The following is a 9,771-nucleotide window of genomic DNA, read 5'->3' as shown; positions in this document are numbered from 1 at the left end:
GGGGCGGTCGGCGGACCGCGCGGGCGGGCGTGCCGGAGCCGGCCGGGGTATCTTGATAGCGACCGAACGACGACGCGAACGGGAGTTTCGACAGGTGACCGAGTCCACAATCATCTACACCTACACCGACGAGGCTCCGGCGCTCGCGACGGCCTCCTTCCTGCCGATCGTCCAGGCCGTCACCGGGCAGGCCGGCGTGACCGTCGAGACGCGCGACATCTCGCTCGCGGGGCGCATCCTGGCCGCCTTCCCGGAGCGGCTCGCCAACGCGCAGCAGGTCGGCGACGCGCTGGCCGAGCTCGGCGAGCTGGCGAAGACCCCCGAGGCGAACATCATCAAGCTGCCGAACATCTCGGCATCCATCCCCCAGCTCAAGGCGGCCATCGCCGAGCTGCAGGCCGACGGCTTCGACGTGCCCGACTACCCGGACGAGGCGACGACGGATGCCGACAAGGACGTCCGCGCACGCTACGACCGCATCAAGGGCTCGGCGGTCAACCCGGTGCTCCGCGAGGGCAACAGCGACCGTCGTGCGCCGCTGTCGGTGAAGAACTACGCCCGCAAGCACCCGCACCGCAACAAGCCGTTCGCCGACGGATCGAAGACGCGCGTCGCCACGATGGGCCACGACGACTTCCGCTCGAACGAGAAGTCGGTGGTCATCGCCGCCGACGACATGCTCACGATCCGTCACGTCACCGCCGACGGCACGGTCACCCCGCTCAAGACCGGCCTGAAGGTCGTGCCCGGCGAGGTGATCGACGCGACGTTCCTGTCGGCGGCCGCGCTCGACGCGTTCCTCGCCGACACGATCGCCGCCGCCGCGGCCGACGACGTGCTGTACTCGGTGCACCTCAAGGCCACGATGATGAAGGTGAGCGACCCGATCATCTTCGGCCACGTCGTGAAGGCCTACTTCGCCGACGTGTTCGACCGCTACGGCGACGCGATCGCCGCGGCGGGCCTGACCCCGAACGACGGGCTCGGCGCGATCCTCGCGGGCCTCGCCGACGTCGACGGCGGCGACGAGATCGCGGCGGCCATCACCGCCGACCTCGCGCGCGGGCCCCGCCTCTCGTACGTGAACTCCGACCGCGGCATCACGAACCTGCACGTGCCGTCCGACGTGATCGTGGATGCCTCGATGCCGGCCCTCATCCGCAACGGCGGGCGCCTGTGGGGCGTCGACGGCGGCGAGGACGACACCCTCGCGGTCATCCCCGACTCCTCGTACGCGGGCGTGTACCAGACCGTCATCGAGGACGTCATCGCCCAGGGCCCGCTCGACCCCGCCACGATCGGCACCGTCCCGAACGTGGGGCTCATGGCCCAGGCCGCCGAGGAGTACGGCAGCCACGACAAGACCTTCGAGATCGCCGCACCCGGCGTCGTGCAGATCGTGGACGAGGCCGGCGGCGTGCTGATCGAGCACGACGTGCGGGCCGGCGACATCTGGCGCGCCACCCAGACCAAGGACGTCGCGATCCGCGACTGGGTCAAGCTCGCCGTCACGCGCGCCCGCGCGACCGGCGCCCCCGCGGTGTTCTGGCTCGACGAGTCGCGCGCGCACGACGCGACCCTCATCGCGAAGGTCCGCGAGTATCTCGGCGAGCACGACACCGAGGGACTCACGATCGAGATCCTCGCCCCCGCGGCGGCCACGCAGTACTCGCTCGACCGGCTCCGCAAGGGCGAGGACACCATCTCGGTCACCGGCAACGTGCTGCGCGACTACCTCACCGACCTGTTCCCGATCCTCGAGGTGGGCACGAGCGCCAAGATGCTCTCGATCGTGCCGCTCCTGGCCGGCGGCGGCCTCTTCGAGACCGGCGCGGGCGGGTCGGCGCCCAAGCACGTGCAGCAGCTCGTCGCCGAGGACTACCTGCGCTGGGACTCGCTGGGCGAGTTCTTCGCCCTCGCCGCGTCGCTGGAGCACTTCGCGGAGTTCACCGGCAACGCCAAGGCGAAGGTGCTCGCCGACACGCTGGATGCCGCGACCGGCGCCTTCCTAGAGAACGACCGGTCGCCGGGCCGCAGGCTCGGCACGATCGACAACCGCGGCAGCCACTTCTACCTCGCCCTGTACTGGGCGCAGGAGCTCGCCGCGCAGCAGGAGGACGGCGACCTCGCGGCCGTCTTCGCTCCGGTGGCCGAGGCGCTCGCCGCGCACGAGGCGCAGATCGTCGACGAGCTCCTCGCGGTGCAGGGCTCGCCGGCCGACATCGGCGGCTACTACCGCCCCGACCAGGTCAAGGTCGCGGTCGTCATGCGCCCGTCCGAGACGTTCAACGAGATCATCGACGCCCTGGTCTGACCCGCGACGACGAGGGGGCGGATGCCACGGCATCCGCCCCCTCGTCATCTGCCTGCGCTTCCCGAACTCGCGAGTCACTGCTCCGCCGCCCGGTCACTGTGCTCGGGCACGAGGACTCGACGGGCGGACAGTGAGTCGGCGGATCCGGATGCCGGGACGAGCGGCGATGCGCGAGCGACGGCGCCCGCGTCCGCAGAGAGGGAAGGCTAGAGGCGGACCTCGGCGATGACCTCGCCGAACTCGGTCTCGCCGACCGGCACGAAGCCGACGCGGCGGAAGAACGCCTCGGGGCCGCCCTCGCCGGCCTCGTAGATGACGTCGACGTGGTCCATGCCGCGGCGGCGGGCCTCGGCGAGGAGGTTCTCGATCGCGAACCGGCCGACGCCGCGGCGCTGGTCGTCGGCGTCGACGTTGATGCGCCACAGCACCGAGCGGAAGTGCTCCTGCGGGGCCTCGAGGTCGAAGTTCGCGCTCACGAACCCGACGACCTCGTTGTCGTCCAGCACGACGCGCTGCCACGCCGTCGCCGGGTTGATGACGGCGGCGGCCACCGCGTAGCTCGTCGGCGCGAGGAACTGCTCCTGGCCCGGCTTGAGCGACATGGCGTTGACCGCGACGATCGTCGCGGCGGACAGTTCCACGAGGCGCAGGTCAGACATACCTCCAGGCTACCTGCCGTTGGGCGCACCGGCACCCGGAACGGACACACTGTGCCCAAGAGTCGACCGCCGTTCACGGGACCGAAATCTGCGCGCTCGATCGCCGCCGCGGCGCGTCGTCGGAGATCGGCACAGCGTCGGACGCTGCGGCGCGGCATCCTCCGACGATGTGCAGATCTCCGACGAACGGCCGCGCTCGGCCGCCCGCCACCGACGTGAACGGGCCCCCGGGGAAGTCCCCGGGGGCCCGTTCACGATCGATCGATCAGTAGTGCGTCCAGACGTCGACGCCGTCCGCCGCCCAGTAGTAGAGCTGCTCGGCGCGCCAGTTCGGCATGCCGACGCAGCCGTTGCTGCTTTGCCGGCCGAAGTTGCTGTGCCAGTACACGCCGTGGAAGGCCTGGTCGCCGTTGAAGTACATGACCCACTCGACGTTGGGCACCTCGTAGGGCACGCCGCTGTCCATGCCGACGCCGCGCATGGTCTGCGAACGGACGTGCCAGTTGACGGCGAAGGTGCCGGCCTCGGTCTCGGCTCCGCCGGAGCGGCCGCTCGAGATGTACCAGGAGTCGACGACGGCGCCGTTCTCCTTCATGTAGAGCATCTGCTCGCTGAGGTTGACCTCGATCTCGCGGTGCAGGGTGGCCGTGGTCGGCGCGACGGACGACACCGGCAGCTGGTAGGCGGCCTTGCCGCCGGCGAGCTGGGCGGCGAAGTCCTTCGCGACGCCCGACGTGTCGCCGAGCGTGCGGCCGTCGAGGCCCTCGGTGAGGGTCTCGAGCACCTCGCCCGCCGAGTTGGTGACGACCGTGCCGTTCTGCGGGTCGCGGTTGACCAGCGGGGGGAGGGCGTCGACCGACTGCTGGATCGCGGCCGGGTCGGCCGTGATCGTGAACGCGCCGGTCTTGTCGGTGCCGAGCGTGAGCCAGCTCGCCGCGAACGCGCGGTCGATCGGGACGGTGCGCTCCGTGCCGACGTAGAAGCCGACCGTGTCGAGCATGGCGTTGAGGGTGCCGGCGGTCGCGGTGGCCTTCTCGGTCGTGACGAGCGAGTCGACCGGCGCGGCGGTCGGGGTGAACGCGATGTGCGCGGACCCGGCGTCGAAGCCGCTCTGGACGTCGGCGGTCAGCTTGTCGAGGTCGACGCCCTGACCGGCGACCGACGGGGTGACGACGTACGACGTGCCGTCGAAGGTCAGCTGCGCGGGCGTCGGGTCGGTGAACAGGGCGGGGGCGGCGGTCTTCAGAGCCGCGTTGGCCTTCGCGCTGTCGAGGGTCACGGCGGCGGCCTCGGGCTCGCCGAACCACTGCGTGACGTTCCACATGGGGCGGGCCTCGAAGGTCGAGGCGGCGATCGCGCCGGCATCGACGGACGCGCCGAGCTGTGCGCCGGTGACGGTGCCGTCCTCGCCGACCGAGACCGTGGTCTCGGCGAGCCGGGACTCGATCGCGTCGGCGGCGGCGCCCGGAGTGAGGAAGCCGACCGGCACGCCGGCGACGGTGGTGCCGGGGGCGATGAGCAGAAGGGATGCCGCGACCGCACCGGTCACGACGAGACCCGCCGGCACGCCGACCCACAGCCAGAGGCGACGCTTCTTCGGCGTCGGCTCGGCGGGCGCCCACTGCAGCGCAGGCTGACCCTCGGGCGACGCGGGAACGCCGGATTGGTCGTCGGTCAATTGTCTCGTGGCCGTGTCGGTCACACTCACCCCCCGGATAGGCGCGATTCGCGCATACCTATGGTAAAGGATCCGCGCACACGCCATCGACATCGTGGCGGCCGGCGTCGTCGCGGCGGCGGGCACGATTGTCACGAATCGGTAAAGGTCTCGCCAGAAGTGTACGACGGTCTTGTGAAAAGTTAGTTCGTAAGGTGTACTAACAAACATGATCCGATCGAGCAGGAACCGGGCGAACGCGAAGCAGGGCGCCGAGGCGTCCGCCCTCGCGACGCGATCCTTCGGCGCCGGCGGCCTGCGCCGCGCCGCGAAGGTCCTGCCCGAGCACGCGCGCGCGCACAACCGGTCGCTCGTGCTCCAGACCCTCTTCCACGAGGGCGCCATGAGTCGTGCCGACCTCGCCCGCGAGACCGGCCTCACGCGCGTGACGATCTCCGACCTCGTCGCCGAGCTGATCGGCGACGCGCTCGTCGCCGAGCACGGCCCGCGCGAGGCCGCCGGCCCCGGCAAGCCCGCGATCCTCGTCGACCTCGCCCGCGACGGCCACTGCATCGTCGGCCTCGACCTCTCGCGCTTCGACCACCTCGTCGGAGCCGTCATGAGCCTCGACGGCGAGATCCTGCTCCGCCGCGAGGTGCGCGTGCCCGCCGACCCCGACGCCGCGATCGAGGCGATCACCTCGCTCGCCCGCGACCTCGTGCTCGAGGCCCGCAGCCCGGTCCTGGGGGTCGGCATCGGCACGCCCGGCATCGTGGACGACGAGGGCGTCGTGCTCGTGGCGCCGAACTTCCGCTGGACGGACGTGGATCTCCAGGGCATCCTCTCGCTGCGGCTGCGCCTGCCGGTCGTCGTCGCCAACGACGCGAACGCCGCCGTGCTCGCCGAGTACACCTTCGGCGGCGCGGGGGAGGACGTGCTCCTCGTGCGCGTCGGGCGCGGCGTCGGCTCCGGCCTGCTCGCGGGAGGGCAGCCGCTCGGCGGCAGCCACTTCGCCGCCGGCGAGATCGGCCACGTGACGGTCGGCACCGACGGCGGCCCGCCGTGCGTGTGCGGCAAGGTCGGATGCCTCGAGGCCTGGCTCTCCGGCCCCGCGCTGCAGGCGCGGCTGAGCGCGGCGCCCGACGCGCGCGAGGCGATCCTGCGCGACGCCGGGGAGCGGCTGGGCATCGCCCTGGCCCCCGTCGTCGGGGTGCTCGACCTCTCCGAGATCGTGCTCTCCGGGCCGGCGGAGCTCATCGAGGGCCCGCTCGCCGACGCCACGCTCCAGACGCTCCGCTCTCGGACGCTGGCGCCCTTCCACGGCGGCGTCGAGGTGCGCATGACCGCCTTCGGCGAGGACGTCGTGCTGATGGGCGCCGCCGTCATGGTCCTGTCGGCATGCCTGGGCGTGTCGTGACATCAGTTCCCCCGGGCGGGTCGCCGGCCCGTCCGCACACCGAGAAAACACACGAGAGAAGGAACCACCCATGAACAGGAGACTCGGAGGCATCGCGCTGGTCGGCGTCACCGCCGTGCTGCTCGCCGGCTGCGCCGGCGGCGGATCGGGCGAGCAGGGTTCGTCGGACGGCGCGGAGCTGCGCGTCTGGCTCGTCGGCACCGACACCCCGCAGGACGCCCGCGACTACCTCATCAAGACGTTCGAGGACGAGAACCCCGGCAGCACGCTGGTCATCGAGGAGCAGCAGTGGACGGGCCTGGTCGACAAGCTCACCACGAGCCTGTCGAGCAACGACACCCCCGACATCGTCGAGATGGGCAACACCCAGGCGGCGGCGTTCACCTCGACCGGCGCCCTCGTCGACCTCAGCGACATCCGCGACGCGCTCGGCGGCGACGACCTGCTCCCCGGCTTCGTGGAGGCCGGCAGCGTCGACGGCGCCCTCTACGCGGCGCCGTACTACTCCGGCGCACGCGTCGTGTTCTACAACACGGCGCAGTACCAGCAGGCGGGCGTGACGGTCCCGACGACGCTCGACGAGTACGTCGCGAACGGCGTGACCCTGGCCCAGAGCCTCCCCGGCGTCTCGGGCGTCTACTTCCCCGGCAAGGACTGGTACAACGCGCTCCCGTTCGTGTGGGAGAACGGTGGAGAGGTCGCCGTGCAGGACGCCGACGGCACGTGGGACGCGCAGCTGTCCAGCGACGAGTCGCTCGAGGGCCTCGCCCAGGTGCAGGAGCTCATGACCAAGGCGTCGCTCGCCGCGAAGGACGGCGACGAGACCGAGGCGTGGGTGCCGTTCCGCACCGAGCAGGCCGCGACCCTGTCGGCGCCGAGCTGGGCCTACTGGTCGATCGTCGCCGACGAGGACAAGCAGCCGACCCCGCTGACCGATGCGCTCGGCTACTTCGCCCTCCCCGGCAAGGACGGCGGCGCCGCCCAGGTCTTCGCCGGCGGCTCGAACATCGGCATCGCCGCGAAGTCGAAGAACGTCGACCTGGCCAAGAAGGCGCTGGAGATCATCCTCAGCGACGAGTACCAGTCGATCCTCGCCGAGAACGGCCTCGTGCCGGCGAAGACGTCGCTCGGCGACCAGGTCGCCGCGGCCACGCCGGAGCTCGCCGCGATCATCGCGGATGCCGCTGCGAACGCCAAGCTCACGCCGGCCTCGCCGAAGTGGGCCGACGTCGAGGCGAAGGGCCTGCTGCAGGACTTCTTCGTCAAGATCGCCGGCGGCGGCGACGTCGCCTCGCTGGCCGAGGAGCTCGACACCCAGATCGAGTCGATCCTCAACGGCTGATCGCGCTCGGCCGGCTCCCGGACCCCGGTCCGGGAGCCGGCCCCGCGCTCCCGCCCCCAGGACCTCGAGAAAGGAGGACGACGATGGCGACGACGACCATCGCGCCGCCGGCATCCGATCAGGACGCCGCCCCGCGCCGCCGCCGCGCGAGCGCCGTGCCGTTTGCGCTGCTGGCGCCCTCGGTCATCATGCTCGTCGTGTTCATCGGCTGGCCGCTGCTGCAGCTGGTGATCATGTCGTTCCAGAAGTTCGGCCGCGAGCAGATCTTCGGCCGGCCGCCCGAGTTCGTCGGGCTCGACAACTACCTGCGGGTGCTCGCCGACCCGGAGTTCTGGGTCGTCCTCGCCCGCAGCATCGGGTTGTGCGCGGTCAGCGTCGCGGCGACCATGGCCCTCGGCATCCTGATCGCGGTCATGATGACCAAGCTCCGCCCGGCGATGCGCATCGCGCTCTCGGTCGGGCTGCTGCTGGCCTGGGCGATGCCGGCGCTCACCGCGACGATCGTCTGGGGGTGGATCTTCGACACGCAGTACGGCCTCGTCAACTACTTCCTCACCTGGCTGACCGGCACCGACTTCACCGGGCACAGCTGGCTCATCGACCCGCTCAGCTTCTTCGCGATCGCCGCGATCGTCATCACGTGGGGCGCCGTGCCGTTCGTCGCGTTCTCGGTCTACGCCGGCCTCACCCAGGTCTCCGACGAGGTGCTCGAGGCGGCGGCGCTCGACGGCGCGAACGGGATCCAGCGGTTCCGCCTCATCGTCGTGCCCTACATCCGCTCGATCCTCATCGTGCTGCTGATCCTGCAGATCATCTGGGATCTCCGCGTCTTCGCGCAGATCTACGCGCTGCAGACGATCGGCGGCGTCCGCGCAGAGACCAACACGATCGGCGTGTACATCTACAGCGTCTCGATGGCGTCGGGCGATCTCGGCGCGGGCGGCGCGATCGCGGTGATCCTCGTCGCGATCATGCTCGCGATCTCGGCCTACTACATCCGCACGATGCTGAAGGAGGACGACCGATGACCCCGCGCGCACGACGCACGACCGGTCGCGTGCTCCTCAACCTCGCCGCCCTCGTCGTCATCGTCTGCTCCGTGTTCCCGGTCTACTGGATGGTCAACACCGCCCTGCTCCCGGGCTCGGCCGCCAGCTCCGCCACCCCGCACCTGTGGCCTGACCAGTTCACGCTCCGCAACTTCCAGACCGCGTTCGACGACTTCCTCCCCGCGCTGGGCGTCTCGGTCGCCGTGACGGTCATCACGGTCGTGACGGCCATCGTGTTCGCCTTCGTCGCCTCGATCGCGGTGTCGCGCTACCGCTTCCGCTCGCGGAAGGCGTTCATCATCTCGATCCTGGTCATCCAGATGATCCCGGCCGAGGCGATGATCGTGTCGACGTTCCGCGTGCTCGACGGCTGGAACCTCCTCAACACCGTCATCGGCCTCTCGGCGGTGTACATCGCGATGGTCCTCCCGTTCACGATCTGGACGCTGCGCGGCTTCGTCGGCGGCGTGCCGGTCGACCTCGAGGAGGCGGCCATGATCGACGGATGCAGCCGCGCCCAGGCGTTCTGGCGCATCACGTTCCCGCTCCTCGCGCCCGGGCTGGTCTCCACGAGCATCTTCGCCTTCATCCAGGCGTGGAACGAGTTCGTCTTCGCGCTCGTGATCATGACGCGCCCCGAGTCCGAGACGCTGCCGATCTGGCTGCGGAGCTTCGTGCAGGCGACCAAGGCGACCGACTGGGCGGTCGTCATGGCGGGCTCGACGCTCATGGCCATCCCGGTGATCGTGTTCTTCCTGATCCTCCAGGGCCGCATGGCCGGCGGCGTCGTGTCGGGAGCGGTGAAGGGCTGATGCGCGTCGGGCTCGACGTCGGCGGCACCAAGACCGACGCCGTCGCGATCGACCGCGACGGCCGCATCGTCGCGCGGTCGCGCCACGCCACCGGGTGGGGGCCGGATGCCATCGCCGCGACGATCATGGACGTCGTCGCCGAGCTGGCCGAGGCCGCCCGGGTCGCGGCATCCGACCTCGACGCGATCGGCATCGGCATGCCCGGGCAGGTCGAGCCGGGCACCGCGCGCGTCGTGCACGCGGTGAACCTGGGCGTCGCCGAGCTCGACCTGGCCGCCGCGATCGGCCCCGTGTTCGGCGTGCCCGTGCGCGCCGAGAACGACGTGAAGGCCGCGGCGCTCGGCGCGTGGGCCCTCCACGGGGCGGGCGTGCGAGGTGACGGGTCGGACGGCTCGGCGAGCCTCGGCGCGGTGCTCCGCGACGGGTCGCTCCGGGACGACGCGCCCGCGCTCCGCGGCGTGACCGGCGGGCGCACGACCGCCTACCTCAACCTCGGCACCGGGGTCGCGGCCGGGATCGTG

Annotated in this window: 8 protein-coding genes; 6 read left to right on the top strand and 2 right to left on the bottom strand. The window is 71.1% G+C overall.

The window, feature by feature from the left end; genetic code table 11:
• Positions 1–94 precede the first annotated feature (94 nt).
• Entirely contained in the window at positions 95–2,314 is a 2,220-nt protein-coding gene (locus WML84_RS09780; protein ID WP_347345956.1) for an NADP-dependent isocitrate dehydrogenase, read from the top strand.
• A 206-nt stretch (positions 2,315–2,520) separates the two neighbouring features.
• On the opposite strand, the gene WML84_RS09775 is transcribed toward WML84_RS09780, so the two are convergent.
• Positions 2,521–2,973, bottom strand: a complete 453-nt coding sequence (locus WML84_RS09775) for a GNAT family N-acetyltransferase (RefSeq protein WP_347345955.1) — start codon at positions 2,971–2,973, stop codon at positions 2,521–2,523.
• A 265-nt stretch (positions 2,974–3,238) separates the two neighbouring features.
• Positions 3,239–4,675, bottom strand: coding sequence for a L,D-transpeptidase family protein (locus WML84_RS09770; RefSeq protein WP_347345954.1), 1,437 nt, complete (start codon positions 4,673–4,675; stop codon positions 3,239–3,241).
• A 184-nt stretch (positions 4,676–4,859) separates the two neighbouring features.
• Between WML84_RS09770 and WML84_RS09765 the strand changes: the two genes are divergently transcribed.
• From WML84_RS09765 to WML84_RS09745, 5 genes are all read left to right on the top strand, one after another.
• Positions 4,860–6,047: an ROK family transcriptional regulator gene (locus WML84_RS09765; protein ID WP_347345953.1), complete on the top strand. Its 1,188-nt coding sequence runs from the start codon at positions 4,860–4,862 to the stop codon at positions 6,045–6,047.
• Between the two features lie 70 nt (positions 6,048–6,117).
• Complete coding sequence (locus WML84_RS09760) at positions 6,118–7,389, top strand: extracellular solute-binding protein (protein ID WP_347345952.1); 1,272 nt, start codon at positions 6,118–6,120, stop codon at positions 7,387–7,389.
• An 83-nt stretch (positions 7,390–7,472) separates the two neighbouring features.
• Positions 7,473–8,417, top strand: a complete 945-nt coding sequence (locus tag WML84_RS09755) for a sugar ABC transporter permease (protein ID WP_347345951.1) — start codon at positions 7,473–7,475, stop codon at positions 8,415–8,417.
• The gene (locus WML84_RS09750) at positions 8,414–9,250 is read left to right on the top strand and encodes a carbohydrate ABC transporter permease (protein WP_347345950.1); all 837 of its coding nucleotides are present in this window, start codon (positions 8,414–8,416) and stop codon (positions 9,248–9,250) included. Before WML84_RS09755 ends, WML84_RS09750 begins: the two co-directional genes overlap by 4 nt.
• Positions 9,250–9,771, top strand: a 522-nt coding sequence (locus tag WML84_RS09745) for an ROK family protein (protein ID WP_347345949.1), incomplete at its 3' end; no start/stop codon positions are given. The genes WML84_RS09750 and WML84_RS09745, both read left to right, overlap by 1 nt.

Origin of the sequence: Microbacterium sp., assembly GCF_039812165.1 — a bacterium.
In the GTDB taxonomy this organism is placed as follows: domain Bacteria; phylum Actinomycetota; class Actinomycetes; order Actinomycetales; family Microbacteriaceae; genus Microbacterium.
This window is presented reverse-complemented; position numbering and strand designations above follow the sequence as displayed.

What these genes read in the sequence shown, in the direction of transcription:
- WML84_RS09775 (WP_347345955.1), bottom strand. Translation starts at nt 2,973, where the DNA reads ATGTCTGACCTGCGCCTCGTGGAACTGTCCGCCGCGACGATCGTCGCG.
- WML84_RS09765 (WP_347345953.1), top strand. Translation starts at nt 4,860, where the DNA reads ATGATCCGATCGAGCAGGAACCGGGCGAACGCGAAGCAGGGCGCCGAG.
- WML84_RS09760 (WP_347345952.1), top strand. Translation starts at nt 6,118, where the DNA reads ATGAACAGGAGACTCGGAGGCATCGCGCTGGTCGGCGTCACCGCCGTG.
- WML84_RS09755 (WP_347345951.1), top strand. Translation starts at nt 7,473, where the DNA reads ATGGCGACGACGACCATCGCGCCGCCGGCATCCGATCAGGACGCCGCC.
- WML84_RS09750 (WP_347345950.1), top strand. Translation starts at nt 8,414, where the DNA reads ATGACCCCGCGCGCACGACGCACGACCGGTCGCGTGCTCCTCAACCTC.